This is a genomic window from Prevotella koreensis (genome assembly GCF_003977605.1).
Taxonomy (GTDB): domain Bacteria; phylum Bacteroidota; class Bacteroidia; order Bacteroidales; family Bacteroidaceae; genus Prevotella; species Prevotella koreensis.
The window spans coordinates 2,214,718-2,234,589 of the sequence record NZ_RYYU01000001.1 but is presented as its reverse complement, the minus strand read 5'-3'; the positions used below and the strand labels follow the sequence as shown (position 1 = coordinate 2,234,589).

The following is a 19,872-nucleotide window of genomic DNA, read 5'->3' as shown; positions in this document are numbered from 1 at the left end:
ATAAAAAACAGAATGATACCAAGCAAATGGAAAGAACAAAGACATAGATTAACATTCAAAACACCATAAACGCCCAAGCCCCCGACACGGCGTTCCCAAATAAAGCATTTCGTGGGTCATAAGGAGGGCATAACCTATAATGAAACTAAACAATTTATTTGCGAACGCGGCAAGCAAGGCTCTTGCCCTCGCAGCAGCAGTGATGATGATGGGAATGACGTTCACCGCATGCTCGAGTGACAACGACGACACACCGAAGTTCACCAATACCGTGACTCTCGACGGCGAGGTTATAAAAATTGAAAAGTTAGAGATGAACAAAATTGGCGAGGTCTATTGGTTAAGCATAAAACTCGAAAAAGAGAAAAAAGCCACTGATATATTAATCGCACTCAATCATTCGACTCTCAACAACAAACTAATCGACCTTACACAGCAAACAGGATCAGCAGTCAGTACTTGGTCAATATCTGTACTTAAAGGCATCAACTGGCTTTTCTGTGGCTATGGGGTGAAACATGAAAAATTCAAATTCTCCGGCGGTACAATGAAAATCAACATCAATCCAACGACGAAAGAAGTGGAGGTGACGGTAACCGGTGGAAAGATAAATACACCGACTGATACTAACCAAGGCGACGGCCAAGACCACACCATCTCCATAAGTTATAAAGGGAAGGCAAAGTAAAAGCAGGTATAAACATAGACACCTGCGCCGCCATCCAAGTTAAACGACGTATGTCGTAACCCTGCGAAGCCGGATTGGATTAAACAAAATAAGTAATAATCATTGTGAGACCTTTGCAAAACTATTGAATTAAAATCATTTGAGATAAGCAAACTTTTATCTCAATAGCCTTGCAGGGGGACAACAAAGAAAATTTCGGAAGTTTCCTTAATCGAAATAAAAAACAGAATGATACCAAGCAAATGGAAAGAATAAAGACATAGATTAACATTCAAAACAACCTAAACGCCCAAGCCCCCGACACGGCGTTCCCACATAAAGTATTTCGTGGGTCATCAGGAGGGCATAACCTATATGAAACTAAACAATTTATTTGCGAACGCGGCAAGCAAGGCTCTTGCCCTCGCAGCAGCAGTGATGATGATGGGCATGATGTTTACCGCATGCTCGAGTGACAACGACGACACACCTACACCGGGACCCACCCCTAATTTCACCAACACCGTGACTCTTGATGCCGAGGTAATAAAAATTGAAAAGTCAGTCTTAACCGAAAAGGAAGGTATATATACGCTTGACCTGCAATTAGAATCAGGGAAAAAAGCCAAGAATATATATATCGAGCTCATACCTTCGATTCACAACGACAAACTAATCAAACTTACAGAGCAAACAGACGAAGAAGCAGGCAAATGGTCAATAGCGGCAAATAATGGACCATTAAATGTACTTTTCACTGGAAAAGGAACTATAGATCCCCTTTGTAAATTCTCGAGCGGCACGATGAAACTCAATGTCAATCCAACGACGAAAGAAGTAAATGTTACGGTAATCGACGGGGCAATAAAAACATCTAAAAAGTTATTAGGCGACAAGCTACCGCACACCATCTCCATCAGTTATAAAGGGACGGCAGAATAAAAGCAGGTATAAGCATAGACATCTGAACGCCGTATAAGTTAAACTACAAATGTCGTAACCCGGCGAAGCCGGATTGAATTAAACAAAATAAGTAATAATCATTGTGAGACCTTTGCAAGAATATTGAGTTAAAAATCATTTGAAATGAGCAAACTTTTATTTCAATAGTCTTGCAGAGGTCGCATATTATAACGATTTCTTAACCCGAACTTGCGTATTATTTCATTTCAGAATTATTCCGGTAAAGATACGACCGGAGGCCGTTCCGAGACGGCGGGCGGAAAAAAACGTGTCGCAGGAGGTGTATGTACAAATGCCTGAAGAATATATGTTTGCGACAGGTATGCCGCTTTCGATGAGTTGCAGACGGTTGCATGCAGGAAGGTCGATGTGCCATTTCATAATGGTTTGCGACCCGGAGTTTGCTGTACTGTGCATAAGTGGAAAGCGATGTGCAATTTCATCCATCGGGAAACGTGCCTTGGAAAACTCGTAATACACCTCATCGCCCACCTCGAATGCTTCGAGCGATATGCCCGGTCCTATGACGGCTCTCAACATTTCGGGTCTCGATGCGAAATTATCGCACATCGTCGAAACCACAATTTGTACCATTCGTTTCACGGTTCCGCGCCAACCTGCATGTATTGCTGCGGCACAATGATGTTCGGGGTCGTATAAAAGAATAGGTATGCAGTCGGCAGTGGAAACTCCGATGCATACATTCCGAACATCGGTAATGAGTGCATCGGAACCATCTATCATGGATTGACGTTCGTATGGAGGCTGTGATAGACAGTCTTCGGTTATTCGTTTGTACACCGTACCGTGAACCTGTCGCGGATATATTATGCGCTGCGGTGCGATTTTTAATGTATCTGCAAGAATATCAAGGTTTCGCTCAATGTTCTCTTCGGAGTCTCCACAGTAGCGGTTTATGTTGAACGAGGCATAATTACCCTTTCCCACACCCTCTCCGCGCATTGTAGAGAACGCACGAACGTTGTCGCCGAGCAAGTATTCATGCAACCTCATTCGTTAATGTCCTCAATTTCGTAGTCTTCAAGTTCCTCTATCTCGTCCTCGTCAACAAACTCAATCTCGATGTTTTCACCCTCATCTGAAAGTTCCTTGGAGAAGCGCGACATATCCTTATCACGGTGAACGATAACATCTTCGGCAGTGATGCTCTGCAGTTTATTGCTCTCACTGTTGAGTTCTTCCCACAGAATGTCTTTCAGTTCGTTCAAGCCCTGCTGTGCCACGGCAGATATAAATACAATCGGCAGAGGCTCGTCAATCTGCTTTACAATCTCCTCGCGTAGCATCGTTGCAAGTTCTTCGTCAATCATGTCGCACTTTGTTATGGCGAGCACACGATGCTTATCGAGCATATCGGGATTGAATCGGCGCAGTTCGTTGAGCAGCACACCATAGTCTTTCACAATATCGTCAGAGTCGCAAGGCACCATAAAGAGCAGCAACGAGTTACGCTCGATATGCCTAAGGAAACGCAGTCCGAGTCCTTTTCCCTCACTCGCGCCTTCTATTATACCCGGAATGTCGGCCATGACGAACGACTTTTGGTCATGGTATGCCACTATTCCGAGTGACGGTTCGAGCGTTGTGAACGGGTAATTGGCAATCTTAGGTCGTGCCGATGAGAGTGCAGACAGCAATGTTGACTTACCGGCGTTAGGGAATCCCACAAGTCCAACGTCTGCCAACAGTTTGAGTTCGAGTATCACTGTCATCTCCTGCATCGGTTCTCCGGGCTGTGCAAAGCGCGGTGCTTGGTTTGTTGCGGTACGGAACTGGAAGTTTCCGAGTCCGCCACGACCACCTTTCAGCAGCACCACCTCTTGTCCGTCGTAGGTTATGTCGCACACATACTTCCCTGTTTCGGCATCATATACCACCGTTCCGCACGGCACATCTATATATTGGTGCTTGCCGTTAGTGCCGTGACACTTATCCTTGCTGCCGTTCCCTCCATGCTCGGCATACACATGCCGTTGGTATCTAAGGTGCAGCAAAGTCCAGAAATTGTGATTGCCTCGCAATATCACACTTCCGCCATCGCCGCCATCGCCGCCGTCGGGACCACCGTTGTAGTTATACTTCACGTGCCTCAGGTGCATGCTTCCCTTGCCACCCTTTCCCGAGCGGCAATATATCTTCACATAATCTACGAAATTACTCTCCATAATAAATATAAGAACAGCCCCTACCCTATCCTCCGTTGCCGAAGGAGCGCCGATTTATAACGCTGAGAGTGAGGGGCTTCAGAATTAACTTTTCTATCCTATGATTTTTTCTATCCGAGCGAATATGCTTTCAAGAGAACCGGTGCCGACAACGTGATGGTGAACTCCTTCACGGCCGTACCACTCTATCAACGGCTTTGTCTGACTGTAATACACATCCAGACGCTTCTTTATCGTCTCGGCATTGTCGTCAGAACGTCCGCTCTCCTTTCCTCGCTTTATCAGCCGTTCGATCAGTTCTTCCTCCGGAACATCAAGTTCTATCATTGCAGCCACGCAGTGTCCGCGTTCTGCGAGCATAGCCTTTAGAGCCTCGGCCTGTGATATGGTGCGTGGAAAACCATCGAAGATAACACCACCGTGGTCTGTCCCTATCTCATCATACACCTCAGCCAGCAGTTTCACCATATAGTCATCGGGAATCAACTGCCCGTTGTCTATGAAGCGTTTTGCCATTTTGCCGAGTTCGGTTTCTCTCCGAATTTGGTCGCGAAGCACTTCTCCTGTGGAGATATGCCCCAGTCCGTACTTCTTGATTATTAACTCACTCTGTGTGCCCTTGCCAGAGCCGGGTGCACCGAAAATAACAATGTTTTCCATTTTTTGCCTTGTTTTTTATTATTGTTAATGGATGTCTTTCGGTAATAAAGTTTGTCGGGGCTACTCCACCACAGTGTAGATGTCTGGCAGATTGCGTCCCTGCTGGTCGTAGTCGAGTCCGTAACCCACGATGAAGTCGTTCGGAATCTGCATCGCGGCATACTCTATATCGAGGTCAACGGTGAGTTTATCGGGCTTCAACAACAGCGTACAGATATGTATCGACTTAGGATTTCTCGTGCCCAGAGTCTCTATCATTCTCTTCATCGTCAGTCCTGTATCAACTATATCCTCAACGATTATCACCGTCCTTCCATTCAAGTCTTCATTTATTCCCAGCACTTCGGTAATTTTTCCTGATGATGTTGTGCCCTCGTATGATGCCAATTTCACAAACGAAATCTCGCAAGGAATGGTTATCATACGCATCAGGTCGGCAGCGAAAATGAACGAACCGTTGAGCACCGCGATCAAAAGCGGGTTCTTGCCGGCCATGTCATGATTGATACGATCCGCCACTTCCTTTACATGTTTTTTTATCTCTGCTTCCGGAATGGAAGTCTTGAACGTTTTGTCTAAAATTTTAACTACGGCCATAACATTTCTCTTTATTTTGCGACAAAATTAATAAAATATTCCATATTTTTACCTTTTAGGGAAGAAAAACATAAAAATATCCCGAAACTTTTGGCTTCTGTAATCTATTTTTTGTATTTTTGCATCGTGATGAAGATTTTTACAAGCAATCAGATACACGATATCGACCAATACACAATAGAGCACGAGCCTATAAGAAGCATTGACCTTATGGAACGTGCTGCAAAGACATTGGCACGCGCCATCAGCGAGATGTGGCCGACACATACGCCCATTGTGACTTTTGCAGGTCCCGGAAACAACGGTGGCGATGCGCTTGCCGTGTCGCGCCTGCTCGCCGAACAGGGTTATCAGATAAGCGTATATCTCTTCAATATAAACCAAAAACTCAGCGACGATTGCTCTACTAACAAGCAACGGATTGCCGAGTCGAAGCGCGTGAAGCAGTTCACGGAGGTAACTCAGGAGTTCGACCCGCCGAAACTTGAGGCCGGGATGCTGGTGATAGACGGTCTGTTCGGGTCAGGACTCACAAAACCGCTTGCCGGAGGGTTCGCATCGCTTGTGAAATACATAAACCAATCGGCAGCCAAGGTGGTGAGTATCGACATGCCATCGGGACTGATGACCGAGGACAACACCTACAACGTGCGTGCCAATATAATAAAGGCCGACACCACACTGACGCTGCAGCACAAGAAACTTTCGTTCCTGTTCCAAGAAAATCAGCAGTTCATCGGAAAACTGAAGGTGCTCGACATAAGACTCAGCGCAGAAGGAATAGAGAGAACAAGTGCGCAATACTGCATATTGGAGGAGAACGACATCCGCCCGTTACTGTTGTCACGCGACCCTTTCGCGCATAAAGGCTCAATGGGAAATGCGCTCATCGTGGCCGGAACTTTCGGCATGGCGGGGGCTGCGGTAATGGCTGCAAAGGCGTGTTACAGAGCCGGAGCGGGAAAGGTAACGGTGCATACGCCGAGAAAGAACAACGCCATAATACAAATGGCAGTGCCCGAAGCAATTGTCAACCTCGACCACGAAGAGACGTATGTGGGCAATGCCATAGCAACAGAGGATTTCGATGCAATGGCCATAGGCCCCGGACTGGGACAGGTGGAGACAACGGCGATAGCGATGATTTCGCAAATCAGACGTGCCACATGTCCGGTAGTGGCTGATGCCGACGCGCTGAACATACTGGCCAATCACCGCGCATGGATGCAGCAACTGCCCAAAGGAATCATCATGACACCGCATCCGAAAGAGTTCGACAGAATGAATGGCGCACCGTGTGCCGACAGTTACGAAAGACTTTCAAAGGCTCGCAACATGGCAGAGCATCTTGAAGCCTACATAATATTAAAAGGTCACTACTCGGCATTGTGCATGCCCGATGGCAGCGTGATGTTCAACAGCACAGGAAATGCCGGTATGGCAACAGCCGGAAGCGGAGATGTGCTCACCGGAATCATCACCGGACTGCTGGCACGCGGCTACCGTAATGCCGATGCCTGTATGCTCGGAATGTACCTGCATGGACTCGCCGGAGACATCGCAGCAAAGGAGTTGGGCGAAGAGAGTCTTATGGCAACAGATATAATAAGGTATCTGCCAAAAGCATTCGAGCGACTTAAAGACTGAGAACGGCTATAAGAAAGAAAAAAGAAGAAAAATATTACGATAAAATATACTTAACGACTAAAATATATATGATATGAAAAAATTAATATTATCATTGACAATGATGTTGGCAACCTTGTGCACAAAGGCACAGGGCAAGGACTACTACCTGCCCATGACGGGAATAGAGTTCATATTTGAGGTATCACGTAAAGGACCGATTGATAATACAGAATACGCATTTGTCAGCGTCAGAACATCACTGTTCGGCCTGCCGGACGAGTCAAAACACTACAAGGCGGTAATCAACAAGAAGAACTCGATAGAATATATCTGCAAGAGTGACGAAGGCATACTGCTCGGCGTGAACAAGAATGTGACACAACCGAAACATGAAAAAGCAAAGGAAATAAAAGAAAGAACATCGTCACAACCCGATATCGTTGAAATATCAGTGATTTATGTCCCTGTAAAGGAAGTGGAACGTGTGCCTCTCTGCCACCTAATCTCCGACCAAGGAGTGTTCATAGGAGAAGGAGACCCTGCCAAAACCTACTACCTTACAATAAAAGACAATCACGATATATACAACCCACAGGCAACTGTCAAGATGAGCAAGGCCGGAAAAGACAACCCCAACATCAACGTGAACCTGCCGGGTAAGGCAACAATGATTATCGAAAAGGGTGAAAACTTCATATCATCTCAAGAACTATATCTCGGACAATTCGGACGAGTGGAGGCGATAGACAGCAAATTCTTTTCAAAAGACAGTGACTTCACTCTCGAATTGAGTCCTATTACGGGAGGAATAAAGTTGCTGAAATAAAAGCAAAAAAGAAACAAAGGGATTAAAAGATGAACAAGATTGTCGCTGCAATGGCATTTGTCGCAGCATTACTTATAGCCGCAACGGCAAAGGCACAGACAGAAGAACTGCCACAAGAGGGGTATTCGTATTTCCTCCCGAAGACATCTCTAAGACTGAGTGTACTCGTGGAAAAGACAACGGTAACGCCCGGAGAACTGTGCATATATGCAGAAAGATACCTGAAAAAGAATGACGCACCGCAGACGAAAAGCGAGCGATACAGGATTCTGAGCATATCCGTTGGCACGGAGGCTGTGAGGGATACGGCACGTTTCTTTGTGCTTAAAGCAGACGCGAAGCACTCGATAAACCATGCAGAGATTGACCGCAGTGGCATACTCACGGCGATAAACGCCGAGGGAAGAGCCGTGAAAGAGTTTGTACCTTTCACAAAATGGCAGGCACCGGCAAAGCAAGACCCACGCAAATTCCTCAATCAGGAGATACTGGCAGCAGGGAGTAAGGCGAAGATGGCAGAACTTACGGCTCACGAAATATATGATATTCGTGACAGCAGAAACGAAGTGACACGCGGACAAGCCGACTTTATGCCGAAAGATGGCGAACAACTCAGACTGATGCTGCAACTTATGGACACGCAAGAACAGGCTCTGATGCAGATGTTCTGTGGCACCACGACCTGCGACACCATGCAGACCGTGATACGCTACGTGCCCAATGCCGAGGTAAGCGACCAAATATTGTTCCGCTTTTCCGAGAAACTTGGTATGCTCGATGCAGACGACCTCGCCGGCTCTCCTTATTATATAGACATAGAGGACTTGAAAGAACAGATGCCCGAACCGGATTTACCGTTCGCAGCCCTCAAACCGTCAAAGGACGACATCGGCCTGCGCGTGGTGCTGCCGGGCAAGGCACGAGCCACTATACGCTCATTGTCAAACAGTCTGTTGGCCACGCCATACGAGTTCTTTGCAGCGCAATTCGGTACGCTTATCAATCTTAGCGGCGAACTGTTCAACAAGAAAATGCGCACCGAACTGACTCTTAACCCGACGACAGGTGCGGTGGAAACCATCAAAACAGAATTATTGAAGAAATAAAAATAAAGAAGAATTTACCTTTTATCAAATATTACGAAAACACAACCCGGGACTTTCTGCGCGAGGCAGCGAGTCCCTTCTTTTTTATCCACATATACATTGTTTACACATTGATAAACAAAGAACGCCTACAAACAAGAGAAAAGAATTTACCAAAAGCGAAAGGGGTGAAAGAGATGTTGCTTTCTACATTACAACGGCACTGCTATCGCTATGCAAGAGAATATTCTCATGAAAGCAAAATCGGCGAAATTGGTCAGCAAAATCGGCGATTTTGCTTTCCATTTCATATCCTATTATGCACTCGTTTACCATTAACCACAAACCATCATATCAAAAATATGCTTGCTCCCCCACCCTAACCACAGCCTGACATTCGTAAGCAGAGGTTCCGTCATCGCCCTATTCTTGTGTTCAACCAACTGTTGTTGCACTAAAAACATGGGACAGAAGTGGTTTTGGAGAGATCGAAAAAGCGGAATAACAAGATAAAGTCCCTGCTCCTCATACGAGGGACAGGGACTTATCTTGTAAGCCTTCAACGGCCGTGTATTATCAGATGTGCATTATCCGAGTTTGCCATCAGAACCGAGCACATTCACAATCTTATGAACATACATATTCTTCATGCTCTCACGTGCAGGCTTCAGATACTGACGTGGGTCAAAATGATCAGGGTGTTCGGCAAGATGCTTGCGCACTGCAGCAGTCATAGCCAAACGGCTGTCAGAGTCGATGTTGATTTTGCAAACGGCACTCTTTGCTGCCTTACGCAACTGCTCTTCAGGAATACCAACAGCATCGGGCAGGTTACCGCCGTACTTGTTGATAGTCTCTACTTCCTCCTCCGGAACAGAAGAAGAACCATGAAGAACGATTGGGAAACCCGGGAGTTTCTTCTCTATCTCTGCAAGAACGTCGAAAGCCAATGGAGGAGGAATCAGACGACCGGTCTTCGGGTCGCGTGTGCACTGCTCCGGCTTGAACTTATATGCTCCGTGGCTTGTTCCTATAGATATGGCGAGCGAGTCACAACCCGTGCGGGTAGCAAATTCGATAACCTCTTCCGGTTTGGTATAGTGGCTCTCTTCTGCAACCACGTCATCCTCAACACCGGCAAGGACACCGAGTTCTGCCTCAACAGTTACGTCATACTTATGAGCATACTCCACAACCTGACGTGTGATGGCAATGTTCTCCTCGAAAGGAAGTGCAGAACCGTCATACATCACGCTCGAAAAACCACAGTCAATACAGTCTTTGCAAATCTCGAAAGTATCTCCATGGTCGAGATGAAGCACAATTTCCGGCTTCTCGCAACCCAATTCCTTGGCGTATGCCACAGCACCCTCAGCCATGTAGCGGAGAATAGTTGCGTTGGCATAGTTGCGCGCACCCTTAGACACCTGCATTATTACAGGAGATTTTGTCTCAACAGCAGCCTGAACGATTGCCTGCATCTGCTCCATATTATTGAAATTGAATGCTGGGATTGCATATCCGCCAGCAACGGCCTTACTGAACATTTCACGAGTGTTCACAAGACCAAGATCTTTGTAATTTACCATAATAAGAACTATTTAATAAGTTGATATCCCGTTTATCGTTATTTTTTGCAAAGATAGCACTTTATTTTGTCTTTGCAAAGAGTTTCAATGTTTTTTTATAGCCATTTGAATATTCTGTGCAGAAAACATTAAAGCCATATACAATTATTTAAAAACACCTGTTTATAATAATTTGTATAAAAGCGCGTTATTTTATAAGATAAGGACTTGGTGTGCCCGCACGCCTCGAAAAAAACATGGAATAAACAATTATAACCAATTTATAATCTTAAATCAAAATAACTATGTTGACAACAGAAGAAATTGCAAAATCAGGATTTGCGACAAGAGCAGTACACGTCGGTGCAGAGAAAAACATGTATGGAACACTGGCCGTGCCAATTTATCAGACATCCACTTTCATATTTGAGAATGCCGAGCAGGGCGGTCGTCGCTTCGCTCTTGAGGAGGAAGGATACATCTACACCCGTCTTGGAAACCCCACATGTAATGCCGTAGAACAGAAGGTGGCATCGCTTGAGGGAGCAGAAGCATGCGTCAGCGCATCTTCAGGAATGGGTGCCATCACATCTGCAATATGGGTATGCGTGCAGGCCGGCGACCATATCGTTGCCGGAAAAACACTCTATGGTTGCACATACGCATTCATGGAGCATGGATTGAAGCGTTACGGAGTAGAAGTTTCGTTCGTCGATATGCGCGATCCGAAAGAGGTGGAGAAGGCAATGCGCCCGAACACCAAGTTGGTATATGTAGAAACTCCGGCCAATCCTAACATGCACGTTGCCGACATAGAGGCAATTGCTGAAATCACTCACCGTCATGAGGGTTGCCGCCTAATGGTGGATAACACTTTCTGCACGCCTTATCTATGCCGCCCATTGGAGCATGGTGCAGATATGGTAGTACACTCGGCAACGAAATTCCTCAACGGTCATGGTGACGTTATCGCCGGATTCGTGGTAGGAACAAAGGAATATATCGACCAAGTAAGACTCCTTGGAATAAAGGATCTCACCGGCTCTGTGCTCGGTCCGTTCGAGGCTTTCCTCATCAACCGCGGACTGAAAACACTGCACGTGCGCATGGATCGTCACTGCGAGAACGCACAGAAAGTGGCAGAATATCTTGAGAAACATCCGAAGGTGGAAAGCATTGCATACCCGGGACTGAAGAGTTTCCCGCAATATGACCTTGCGAAGAAATACATGAAGAAACCGGGATCGATGATTGCATTCGAGGTGAAGGGTGGCTTGGAGGCCGGACGCAACCTCATCAACAACGTTCACCTCTGCTCTTTGGCTGTAAGTCTTGGCGACACCGAGACACTTATAGAGCACCCTGCATCAATGACTCACTCTCCATACACACCGGAAGAGCGTGCCGCATCTAACATCCCGGAAGGACTCGTGCGACTCTCCATAGGTCTTGAGGATGCAGAAGACATCATCGCAGACCTCGAAAAGGCTTTCCAGAAGATTTAATATTGGTGTGATAGCCGAGCAACATAGAAGTGCATCGGCATCCCAAGCAATAAACACCAACGCCCCTATTGGGCATGAAAAAGGCAGGTAAACACTATTGTTTGCCTGCCTTAATTCTATCTAGTCAATTATCAAAGAGATTTTTTTATGTTTCCACATGCAATATTTCGCACATTCTGCATTATATAAATAAGAACGCATGATAAACGCTCCTTATCATGACAAAATGAGTTAAAACTTAGATTCTATTTCAGATGGCAATGTGCTGCGGTGATGCAGCGCATTGCTTGTTTTGTTTTCCGGAGGCATCAAGCCGTTACTTGCCCTTGCGCCTGTTGGCTCTCTGCTCACGATATTTCGCTTTCTGCATAGCCGAACCACTGCCATGAGCACCTGTAACGTACTTCTTTTTCTTGGCCTTTGTCTTCACTTTCTCTTCAACGGCTTTCTTAGGGCCGCCTTTTCCGAACTTTATGCCATTAATCAATATGTCGTCGAAATCGCTCATCTTACGTTAAATATAATGTTAAATATGAATTAATAATCGGTAGTGGGGCACCTCAAACGGTTATTCAAACCTCGACGTGTCATGGCATAACATCTTGTCCATGCTCTGCATTGATGTCGATATTTTAAGCCATAAGCCCAACTTCCCTCTCAATCAATGATGGAACAACCTCACTGACGTGAACGCACAAGCGATGTCATACTTGTCGCAGGTCTCTATAACATTGTCGTCGCGCACCGAACCACCAGCCTGTGCGATATACTTCACACCGCTCTTGTGGGCACGTTCGATATTGTCGCCGAATGGGAAGAAGGCATCGCTGCCAAGAGATACTCCCGTCAAGTGGGCTATCCACTCCTTTTTCTCCTCTCGCGAAAGCGGTTCCGGTCTCTCACTGAAGAACATCTGCCACATTCCGTCGCGCAGAACATCGTCGCTATCGTCGCTCAGATACACGTCTATGGTGTTGTCGCGGTCGGCACGGCGTATGTTTTTCACGAACGGCAATGCCATCACTTTCGGATGCTGTCGCAACCACCAGATGTCCGCCTTGTTACCCGCAAGTCGCGTACAGTGTATTCTGCTCTGCTGACCGGCACCTATTCCTATTGCTTGTCCGTCCTTAACATAACACACCGAGTTACTCTGCGTGTATTTCAGTGTTATCAGTGCGATGACAAGGTCGCGACGTGCCTCATCGTCAAAGGTCTTGTTGCGTGTTGGGATATTCTCGAAAAGCGCGGGGTCGTCAAGACGTATTTCGTTGCGTCCCTGCTCGAACGTGATACCGAAACATTGTTTCGTTTCCACCGGTGCAGGCACATACATCGGGTCTATCTTTATCACATTGTACGTACCCTTACGCTTGTCACGCAATATTTGCAAAGCCTCTTCGGTGAAGTCGGGAGCAATCACACCGTCGCTTACCTCTCGTTTTAGAAGCGTTGCCACCGCAGCATCGCAGGTATCGCTAAGTGCCACGAAGTCGCCATACGAACTCATGCGGTCGGCTCCGCGTGCTCTTGCATACGCACATGCTATCGGCGAGAGTTCCATATTCAAGTCGTCAACGAAATAAATCTTCTTCAGGGTGTCGCTCAAAGGCAGTCCCACCGCTGCTCCGGCAGGCGAAACATGCTTGAACGAAGCCGCTGCGGGCAATCCTGTCGCCGCTTTCAGTTCTTTCACCAACTGCCAAGAATTCAACGCATCAAGGAAATTGATGTATCCGGGACGACCGTTCATTATCTCGATTGGCAACTCCCCTTCCTGCATATATATGCGCGAAGGCTTCTGATTGGGGTTGCATCCGTACTTCAATGATAGTTCTTTCATTCTCGAAATTTAAATACTTTGATTATTTGTGGTGCGAAATTAATAATAAAATTGCTAATTTCACGCCTTTCGGCAGTTTTTTTCTGTTTTACCGTCAATATTATATTATTTTCAACGAATTGTTTTTCAAAGCATCATTCCCGCAACTTCCGTCATACCGGAGCAGTCTCAACGACACTCCCCATAAAAACCAATGTGACATGGGGTGTATAAAAAAGAAAAAGGAGTACCGCTGTACTCCAATCTTGTTAACCTTAAATCTAATACTATGAAAAACACGTTGCAAAGGTAATGACAATATCAATACAGTGCAAATATTTTTATAACAAATCGTAAGAAGATATCACTTTATTGACTTAAATCAACCATTTGGGCGCGAAAACAAGTTATAAACCATATTTTAATCGCACTTTTTAGTTATTAATTGATATTTTACACGAGGTTGTTTGTTACTTATTCGCCATTCAGGATACGCTTCAGCAGATAGGTGGCATTCTGATTTTTTGCCACTCCGGGCGTGATTTTATAACTGTATGTGACACTTTCGCCGAGTTCTATCTCAAAACAATGGTTGTGGAAACGCTCGCTCGCGTCGGCCATGCGAGAAAGTTCGAGGTCGTGCGTGGCGATTACTCCGCTCACCGGAAGACTGCTGACCGCTTCAAGGAACATGCGCGAGCCGTTGAGTTTGTCGAGCGAATTGGTGCCTTTAAGTATCTCGTCGAGTATTATCAAGGTGCACGGAGGGTTTTCGTTGACGCTGCCAAGCAGTTGTTTCAGTCTCAACAGTTCGGCATTGAAATAACTTATGCCATGCTGCAGGTCGTCGGTGGTGCGCATTGAGGTGAAAAGATTGAACACGCCGACAGTCATATCGGTGGCAAAGACCGACATTCCGGCCATTGCCAACACATAATTCACACCAATGGCACGCAAGAAAGTGCTCTTTCCTGCCATGTTGGCACCGGTTATGATGTAATAGTTTCGGTCGCATACCATGAAATCGTTGCTCACGGCATCGTCTCCGAGGAAAGGATGACGGAGACCACGGGCTTCATAAACCACCTTGTCGCCCTCTGCTATTTTCGGCATGGTGGTGTCGGGATGATTGTATATGAAAGTTGACATCGACACCAATGCGTCTATCTCTGAAAGCGCATCGAGCCACCGCTCTACACAGTCGGCATAGCGGTCGTACCACTTATGATAGCGGCGAACAAGGAAAAAGTCGCTCATGAAAAGGATATTGAAAAGCACCATGCCGAGGATATTCCCTCTGCGGTCATAGCCATCGAGTATCCGGCGCAGTTCGCCAAACGCCTCAAGTGCATTGGCATCGCCTTTCAGTTCTTGTTGCAACGAGAGCAGCAGCCGACTCTTGAAACCGGCATCGTCGGCAAGACGCACCAAGGGTATATATCCACGAAGTCCGCGCAACAGTTTCTCGCCGCCGGCACTGATGCGTTTCAACGATGAACTTGTAGCCCCGATGACTGCCCCAAGTTGGATAACGGCCCAAAGCGTGGGCACCGACGACGGAACAACACCGACGAAAGCAAGTGTCACGGAAGCGAAGAAACCGAGAATAATGAGATTTGCGAGGATTAAGGTAGAGCGTCGCTCAAGGAACGAGGACGGTTGAGCGGTGAGGGTTGAATGATGAGTGTGGAGCGAGTTGTGCGTGTTTGCGGTTGCGTTACTATTCCATTCGGCACGCCACGACTCCATTTCCGCCATTTCTGTTATCGCTTGCTGGCGTGCAAGAATTGTGTCTTTGTCATGCGGAAGCATTGACAGGCGTGCAGCAAGGCGTTCCGAGCCGCCCGGTGTGACACAACGACTGATGCGCTGAAAGAGCGATTCTGCTCCGAAAATGTCAAGGTCGAAAGAGAACGCATGATACGTGTCGGCAAAGCGACTACCGTCATCGAACGATGAGAACTTGCCTTCCAATGCTTCTTTCTCCTTTATATAATAAGCGCGAAGTGCCTCCAAATGCTCCGTTTCGCGCATATTGGCAGTGTCGAAACGGCGAACCACGGCATACACAGCAATCAGTGCGAAGCCGAGCAACAACATCGGTGCGTGCAGTCCGCCCGATGCCCACGCCACAAAAGCCGCCACTGCCGAACAGAAGGCCAGCAGTTCACCGCCGACAAACGCTCTGTTGCGGGTTTTCCTAACGCTTATTTCTTCTGACAGCCGGCTTGCTCTCTTGATATAATATTCTTTTATTTCTTTCTTTTCTTTATTCATTTTCATAACAGTAGTCTTGCATTACAGAAGTAGGTACATAAAAAAGGAGTACCGCTGTACTCCAACCTTTTTGTTAACCTTAAATCTAATACTATGAAAAACACGATGCAAAGGTATTTGTTTTCGCACACAAATGCAAGTATTCTTACGAAATAATATCAACAACAGCTTTTTTCTTGACGTATATCAACAACATAACGATTGGAAAACATCAAAAACGATAATTATACCCCACTCCGACAATGTGCTCATTCAAGTCGTCACCTTTCTCGTCAATGTAGCGATAAAATAGCGAAAAACGGTTTTTCCGATTCATCTTCCAATCGGCTCCCACGGTGTAGCGCAACTTGTCAGTACCTCCTTTTACGCTGTAAACCTCGACATCGGCATACGGAGTGATTTCGCACGACGGAATGTCGTATTCCATTTGTAAGCGAGAGCGCAACGTATGTTTCGCCTTTCCGTCCTTCACTCTTGTTTCCCAACGGTTCTCATCGTAGTCGTAACTGTCAACATTGGCTGCACAGTTGCGAGTGTACTCCCATCGTTCGCGCAGCGAGAAGCCGAAACGAGCGGCATCCAACGAACCGACGACCGATGCATAAAGACGATGACGCGAATCGCGGTAAGAGGCTGTACGTTTAAGAATATCCACACCATTGTCTTTCATTTTTGTTTCGGCGGCTTTATAACTACTGATGAACTTATACCCGGCATCAACTTTCAGCCATTCCGACAACTTGTATTCCACCCCTCCCGCAACAGACCATCTGTCGGCCTTACGCAGATTACCACGAAACCGCAGTTCGGTCTCGCCGACAACAGAGAAGCGTTCGTCGAGTTTCTTCTCCACCTCTATGCTCGTCCATAATCCGGTTTCCGAGTTGCCCTGCGCCACTGACGGTATGGCGAAAGACACTGCAACCAACATCATCAACACCTTTCCGAGAAACTTTTTGATTGGTATCATAAGTTTCGACAGCCCCGGAACATAATCATTGAGGCACAATTTCTTGCTACCGAAAAATTGTTTATCCCACATTCTTCTCATTATTGATATTCATGTTAAACCCCAATCAGTAATTATAGTCCTTAACTTATTTTGTTCGATTGTCGAACAGATGTGCTGACGTTTCATCGAATTCTTAGCGGGTTACGTCGAGAAGTAATACCAGTGCAGATGCCGACAAGCGTACTAAAGCAGTAGGAAAGTATGCCGACAATAGCAAATACAATCAAATGCGTCCTAATGAACGACTGAAGTTTAATGTCTTGCAAAAATACGCCTTTTCTTATTACTTTCAATGTCCCGATTGTCAATATTAACGTTTTCTAACCGAAATGAAACACCGGAAATGCCTTACAAACATATACTTGCTACAATACGCCTCAGCAATTTCGCCCAAATTACTCTGCAAATTCGCCCAAATTGCAAACCAAAACAGGCGAAATTGGTCAGCAAAATCGCCCATTTTGCAAAACAGAACAATTCCTTTGCACCCACTGCAAATTAAAAAGTACAAAAAAGACAGGCACGAAATGCAATTTTTCCACATATACCATATTATACATATAAGAAATTAACCATTAATAATTATAAATATCACTATTATGAAGAAACTGTTTGCAGCGCTGACAATATTGGCAATCACGACAACCGTATCGGCACAAGAGAAACGTTGGGAACACAACATTTACACCGGAGCGGGACTCTTTGTAGAGGACAATGACTATGGCAGCGAAACCGGACTATCATCGAAAATCGGATATGGGCTGAACTACCATATCAACGAGAAACTATCTGTCATGCCGGGAATAGCATGGCGAGGGCTTATGACGGGCATCTTCAGATCGGGAGAGGTTGGATCACAGATAGATGATTTTGAGTATATTGACATCCCCTTGATAGTGCAATGGCATGGTATTGCCAAGAACAAGAAATGGATATTGGGTCTCGGACCGGTATTCTCTTTCTGCGTTAGCGGTTCTGAATATTATATAGACCACGACCCAAGACACCCTCTCAACGGATTGAACGTGGCAAAGAAATTCAACTTCGGAATACAACCAAGCGTAATGTATAAGATGGGGAAATGGAGAATTGGCCTCGAAGGAAATATCGGACTGATGAACGTACGAGATGGCCACGGAATTACAACAGGTACAATCCGCCTTCATGATATAATGGCAACGGGAAAGTTTTGTTTTTGACGCAGAAAATTTTAAGGAGTTTAGGATTAATACGGAATAAAAAGTGTGAGAATTTACAACATACTAATGCTTTTAAAAATAGTATATACGCGAGTTAGGAATAAGTTCCATCAAATAAAAGAGCCCCAACTATCTCGTTTTTTATTCACTTGCACCATTAATACCTTCGATTTGTTATGAAAGAAAAAGCAGACAAAAAATTCCGAAATGGCGACACAACACAACTGCGTAACACACATTATTAAATCTGACCTTAACAGTTACAATAGTACCTGCCAATACCATCAAACTATGGCAAAACAGTTTTTTATCAAGTTCTGCATTAAAATTCTTGTTAAATTAATCGCTAATACAGAAAAATCTATACCTTTGTCCTCGTTAATCATAGCGGATTTTATTTGTATTTTATTGATTAAAAATACCATAAAGACAGAATAATTTCCACAGATTACCAAATTTAATTATGGGTTTTTATCCAATAGTATCCTAAATAATTTTTGTTAAAACGCATACAAAGTTGCATCAAATCATATGATTTGACATATTTTGTTCCAACGTTAAACAGCACATACCCCCCTATGTTTCAAATTAGTTCTCAGGCGGTGGTGTGAATGGCTTGTTAATCCATTGATACTGGTCGATTTTCGTAAATGTGTTGAGCCTTAGCGATGAAACAAGATTCGAGAAATGCCATTTGTATGTTGCCTGCTGTTTGAAGCACGGCAAAGAGCAATATTGTGATGAGTGCCGTCCATATCTGTATCTCTACGGCATTGGATGATGTTCCGACAAAACTCTTTATATGAAAGTTCTGCTTTAGGTTTCGGAAGAAGACCTCAATATCCCATCTTGCTTTGTACAATCCGACAATTGTTCCTGCGGAAAGTTTCATGTTGTTGGTGAGTAGTTCTATTATAAATCCGTGTTCGGTATTGTACACGGCAATTCTCCGTATGGGCTTGGGGTATTGTTCGGCTGTTTTGTTTCCTTTGAGTATCACTATCTCATCAATGAGTACTTCCGGGTAAGCGTTGTCAGACAATTCACGCTCTTCAATTCGCTTATAAACTGGGTTGTCCCTGACTCTGACTACAAAGAACACCTTGATGCTGTCCCAAATGTTCGGAAGACGAGTGTAAAAGTATCCTCGGTCGCTCACAACGATACTGCCGGGCTTCACCTCTACATGCCTTGCGGCAGTATTATCTGCCACCTTTCCATCCGTAATATGCACATATTCAGGAAGCAGCGTCATGAAATTCAATAACGTTAGCAGTTTCACGGTTTCCTTTGAATGGGTGTAGTGCGCCCAATTGTATACCTTGACACAATGGGTGATAATTGTGGAATCAATGACATAGACAGCATTCTTTAGTCGGAACTTATGTCTGGAGAATCGAATCTGCTGTATGAAATAATTCAGCAACTTGTAATAGTATTCACGAAAGAACGCGCAGGAGTGTTTCCTCATTCTGGTAAGCGATGTTTGACTTGGAGGGAGCGCGAAGGATACCCAAATGATTCAGGTTGCCATTGGTGTAGTGGAGACCGTTGCTTATCTCACGGACGGATACGCTGTCGGCGAACTTACAGAATATCATGCTCACAAGGTGACATTATGTTTAAAACCCTTGGGATGTTTGTCTGTTCCATGCTTTTTAATCAGAGATTTGATTAAATCTTTTGGTAATTGTTGGATTAGTTGAGCGAAAAGTGTTATCTTTGCCATGAAGGAAGTTTTGGTTTTGAGAGAACACTAAGATAATACTTTTTTGAATTATTGAAAACAACTTCCTTCATTTTTTGAAAATTATTTAGGACACTATTGGGTTAATACAGAAAATTTCATTAACTTTGTACTCGGTAATAACGACGG

General features: G+C 45.3%; 16 protein-coding genes and 1 pseudogene. 7 read left to right on the top strand and 10 right to left on the bottom strand.

Going from position 1 to position 19,872, the window contains the following annotated elements; translation table 11 throughout:
- Nucleotides 1-139: 139 nt before the first annotated feature.
- Nucleotides 140-688, top strand: a complete 549-nt coding sequence (locus tag EHV08_RS09540) for a hypothetical protein (RefSeq protein ID WP_126679059.1) — start codon at nucleotides 140-142, stop codon at nucleotides 686-688.
- Nucleotides 689-1,042: 354 nt separating this feature from the next.
- Nucleotides 1,043-1,609, top strand: coding sequence for a hypothetical protein (locus tag EHV08_RS09535; protein WP_126679058.1), 567 nt, complete (start codon nucleotides 1,043-1,045; stop codon nucleotides 1,607-1,609).
- 222 nt (nucleotides 1,610-1,831) lie between these two features.
- Here EHV08_RS09535 and pgeF read toward each other — a convergent pair whose 3' ends face one another.
- From pgeF to hpt, 4 genes are all read right to left on the bottom strand, one after another.
- Nucleotides 1,832-2,644: a peptidoglycan editing factor PgeF gene (gene pgeF / locus EHV08_RS09530; protein WP_126679057.1), complete on the bottom strand. Its 813-nt coding sequence runs from the start codon at nucleotides 2,642-2,644 to the stop codon at nucleotides 1,832-1,834.
- Nucleotides 2,641-3,816: a GTPase ObgE gene (gene obgE, locus EHV08_RS09525; RefSeq protein ID WP_126679056.1), complete on the bottom strand. Its 1,176-nt coding sequence runs from the start codon at nucleotides 3,814-3,816 to the stop codon at nucleotides 2,641-2,643. Before obgE ends, pgeF begins: the two co-directional genes overlap by 4 nt.
- A gap of 93 nt (nucleotides 3,817-3,909) precedes the next feature.
- A complete protein-coding gene (locus EHV08_RS09520) occupies nucleotides 3,910-4,476 on the bottom strand; it encodes an adenylate kinase (protein WP_126679055.1) in 567 nt (188 codons plus the stop codon).
- Between the two features lie 60 nt (nucleotides 4,477-4,536).
- Nucleotides 4,537-5,073 (bottom strand): hypoxanthine phosphoribosyltransferase, encoded by a 537-nt coding sequence (hpt, locus tag EHV08_RS09515; protein WP_126679054.1) that lies wholly within the window; start codon nucleotides 5,071-5,073, stop codon nucleotides 4,537-4,539.
- A 129-nt stretch (nucleotides 5,074-5,202) separates the two neighbouring features.
- On the opposite strand from hpt, the gene EHV08_RS09510 reads away from it, so the two are divergent.
- The 3 genes from EHV08_RS09510 to EHV08_RS09500 all read left to right on the top strand — a co-directional run bounded on the left by EHV08_RS09510 (nucleotide 5,203) and on the right by EHV08_RS09500 (nucleotide 8,634).
- Nucleotides 5,203-6,720, top strand: coding sequence for an NAD(P)H-hydrate dehydratase (locus EHV08_RS09510; RefSeq protein ID WP_126679477.1), 1,518 nt, complete (start codon nucleotides 5,203-5,205; stop codon nucleotides 6,718-6,720).
- A 73-nt stretch (nucleotides 6,721-6,793) separates the two neighbouring features.
- Entirely contained in the window at nucleotides 6,794-7,528 is a 735-nt protein-coding gene (locus tag EHV08_RS09505) for a DUF4831 family protein (protein WP_126679053.1), read from the top strand.
- Nucleotides 7,529-7,557: 29 nt separating this feature from the next.
- Nucleotides 7,558-8,634, top strand: coding sequence for a DUF4831 family protein (locus EHV08_RS09500; protein WP_126679052.1), 1,077 nt, complete (start codon nucleotides 7,558-7,560; stop codon nucleotides 8,632-8,634).
- 566 nt (nucleotides 8,635-9,200) lie between these two features.
- On the opposite strand, the gene EHV08_RS09495 is transcribed toward EHV08_RS09500, so the two are convergent.
- Complete coding sequence (locus EHV08_RS09495) at nucleotides 9,201-10,202, bottom strand: class II fructose-bisphosphate aldolase (protein WP_126679051.1); 1,002 nt, start codon at nucleotides 10,200-10,202, stop codon at nucleotides 9,201-9,203.
- A gap of 284 nt (nucleotides 10,203-10,486) precedes the next feature.
- On the opposite strand from EHV08_RS09495, the gene megL reads away from it, so the two are divergent.
- Nucleotides 10,487-11,686 carry a methionine gamma-lyase gene (megL, locus tag EHV08_RS09490; protein ID WP_126679050.1) on the top strand — a complete coding sequence of 400 codons (1,200 nt, stop codon included), beginning with the start codon at nucleotides 10,487-10,489 and terminating at the stop codon, nucleotides 11,684-11,686.
- A gap of 316 nt (nucleotides 11,687-12,002) precedes the next feature.
- Here megL and EHV08_RS09485 read toward each other — a convergent pair whose 3' ends face one another.
- The 4 genes from EHV08_RS09485 to EHV08_RS09470 all read right to left on the bottom strand — a co-directional run bounded on the left by EHV08_RS09485 (nucleotide 12,003) and on the right by EHV08_RS09470 (nucleotide 16,836).
- Nucleotides 12,003-12,194, bottom strand: coding sequence for a hypothetical protein (locus EHV08_RS09485; RefSeq protein ID WP_126679049.1), 192 nt, complete (start codon nucleotides 12,192-12,194; stop codon nucleotides 12,003-12,005).
- A gap of 153 nt (nucleotides 12,195-12,347) precedes the next feature.
- Nucleotides 12,348-13,529: a phosphoribosylaminoimidazolecarboxamide formyltransferase gene (locus EHV08_RS09480; RefSeq protein WP_126679048.1), complete on the bottom strand. Its 1,182-nt coding sequence runs from the start codon at nucleotides 13,527-13,529 to the stop codon at nucleotides 12,348-12,350.
- Between the two features lie 453 nt (nucleotides 13,530-13,982).
- The gene (locus EHV08_RS09475; protein ID WP_238988059.1) at nucleotides 13,983-15,785 is read right to left on the bottom strand and encodes a MutS-related protein; all 1,803 of its coding nucleotides are present in this window, start codon (nucleotides 15,783-15,785) and stop codon (nucleotides 13,983-13,985) included.
- A gap of 211 nt (nucleotides 15,786-15,996) precedes the next feature.
- On the bottom strand, nucleotides 15,997-16,836 hold the full coding sequence (locus EHV08_RS09470; RefSeq protein WP_126679046.1) for a DUF2490 domain-containing protein: 840 nt from the start codon (nucleotides 16,834-16,836) through the stop codon (nucleotides 15,997-15,999).
- 560 nt (nucleotides 16,837-17,396) lie between these two features.
- On the opposite strand from EHV08_RS09470, the gene EHV08_RS09465 reads away from it, so the two are divergent.
- On the top strand, nucleotides 17,397-17,996 hold the full coding sequence (locus tag EHV08_RS09465; protein ID WP_126679045.1) for an outer membrane beta-barrel protein: 600 nt from the start codon (nucleotides 17,397-17,399) through the stop codon (nucleotides 17,994-17,996).
- Nucleotides 17,997-18,584: 588 nt separating this feature from the next.
- Here the strand turns inward: EHV08_RS09465 and EHV08_RS09460 are convergent.
- A pseudogene (locus tag EHV08_RS09460) lies at nucleotides 18,585-19,725 on the bottom strand (IS4 family transposase).
- Nucleotides 19,726-19,872: the final 147 nt, after the last annotated feature.

What these genes read in the sequence shown, in the direction of transcription:
- EHV08_RS09475 (WP_238988059.1), bottom strand. Translation starts at nt 15,785, where the DNA reads ATGAATAAAGAAAAGAAAGAAATAAAAGAATATTATATCAAGAGAGCA.
- megL (WP_126679050.1), top strand. Translation starts at nt 10,487, where the DNA reads ATGTTGACAACAGAAGAAATTGCAAAATCAGGATTTGCGACAAGAGCA.
- EHV08_RS09495 (WP_126679051.1), bottom strand. Translation starts at nt 10,202, where the DNA reads ATGGTAAATTACAAAGATCTTGGTCTTGTGAACACTCGTGAAATGTTC.
- EHV08_RS09465 (WP_126679045.1), top strand. Translation starts at nt 17,397, where the DNA reads ATGAAGAAACTGTTTGCAGCGCTGACAATATTGGCAATCACGACAACC.
- EHV08_RS09510 (WP_126679477.1), top strand. Translation starts at nt 5,203, where the DNA reads ATGAAGATTTTTACAAGCAATCAGATACACGATATCGACCAATACACA.
- hpt (WP_126679054.1), bottom strand. Translation starts at nt 5,073, where the DNA reads ATGGCCGTAGTTAAAATTTTAGACAAAACGTTCAAGACTTCCATTCCG.
- EHV08_RS09480 (WP_126679048.1), bottom strand. Translation starts at nt 13,529, where the DNA reads ATGAAAGAACTATCATTGAAGTACGGATGCAACCCCAATCAGAAGCCT.
- EHV08_RS09485 (WP_126679049.1), bottom strand. Translation starts at nt 12,194, where the DNA reads ATGAGCGATTTCGACGACATATTGATTAATGGCATAAAGTTCGGAAAA.
- pgeF (WP_126679057.1), bottom strand. Translation starts at nt 2,644, where the DNA reads ATGAGGTTGCATGAATACTTGCTCGGCGACAACGTTCGTGCGTTCTCT.
- EHV08_RS09505 (WP_126679053.1), top strand. Translation starts at nt 6,794, where the DNA reads ATGAAAAAATTAATATTATCATTGACAATGATGTTGGCAACCTTGTGC.
- EHV08_RS09470 (WP_126679046.1), bottom strand. Translation starts at nt 16,836, where the DNA reads ATGAGAAGAATGTGGGATAAACAATTTTTCGGTAGCAAGAAATTGTGC.
- EHV08_RS09535 (WP_126679058.1), top strand. Translation starts at nt 1,043, where the DNA reads ATGAAACTAAACAATTTATTTGCGAACGCGGCAAGCAAGGCTCTTGCC.
- EHV08_RS09540 (WP_126679059.1), top strand. Translation starts at nt 140, where the DNA reads ATGAAACTAAACAATTTATTTGCGAACGCGGCAAGCAAGGCTCTTGCC.
- EHV08_RS09500 (WP_126679052.1), top strand. Translation starts at nt 7,558, where the DNA reads ATGAACAAGATTGTCGCTGCAATGGCATTTGTCGCAGCATTACTTATA.
- EHV08_RS09520 (WP_126679055.1), bottom strand. Translation starts at nt 4,476, where the DNA reads ATGGAAAACATTGTTATTTTCGGTGCACCCGGCTCTGGCAAGGGCACA.
- obgE (WP_126679056.1), bottom strand. Translation starts at nt 3,816, where the DNA reads ATGGAGAGTAATTTCGTAGATTATGTGAAGATATATTGCCGCTCGGGA.